We start from the raw sequence: 518 nt of genomic DNA, 5'->3' as shown, positions 1-518 counted from the left end.
TCAGTCGCTAGTCTCGCTAACGTTGGCGTCGCGGGAAGTGCCGGTGACGGTGGGCCTGCGGCTGTTCCTGCCCGAGAACTGGACAAATGATCCTGAGCGCATGGCGCGGGCCGGTGTGCCGAAGGATGGACAGACTGCTCTGACAAAGCCGGAGATTGCGATCGAGGAGATCGACCGCGTCATCGCCTCCGGTGTGCGTTTCGGCTGTGTGCTTGCCGATTCTGGGTACGGCTCCAGCGGGCCTTTCCGTCAGGCTTTGAGCGAGCGCGGTCTGCTGTGGGCGGTGGGTCTGTCGCGGCGCCAGAACGTCTATCCCGCCGACATTGCCCTGATCTTCCCCATCGCGAAGACCGGAAAGCCCCGCAAATACCACATCCCTGATCAGCCACCAGTCTCTGCTGAAGCGTTATTGGCCGAAGGCAAATGGCAAAGGGTCAGCTGGCGGCGGGGCACCAAAGGTCGGCTGACATGTCTCTTCACGGCCCGCCGTGTCCGCGTTGCGGATGGCCATAAGCACC

1 protein-coding gene is annotated in these 518 nt (G+C 62.9%); it reads left to right on the top strand.

What is annotated here, in order from left to right:
* A partial coding sequence (locus C7G61_RS43200; protein ID WP_145963856.1) for a transposase occupies positions 1-518 on the top strand: 518 nt, incomplete at both ends.

The organism is Bradyrhizobium algeriense (genome assembly GCF_003062295.1).
Classification (GTDB): Bacteria; Pseudomonadota; Alphaproteobacteria; order Rhizobiales; family Xanthobacteraceae; genus Bradyrhizobium; species Bradyrhizobium algeriense.
The sequence above is the reverse complement of the archived record's forward strand: the minus strand, read 5'-3'. Positions and strand labels throughout refer to the sequence as shown.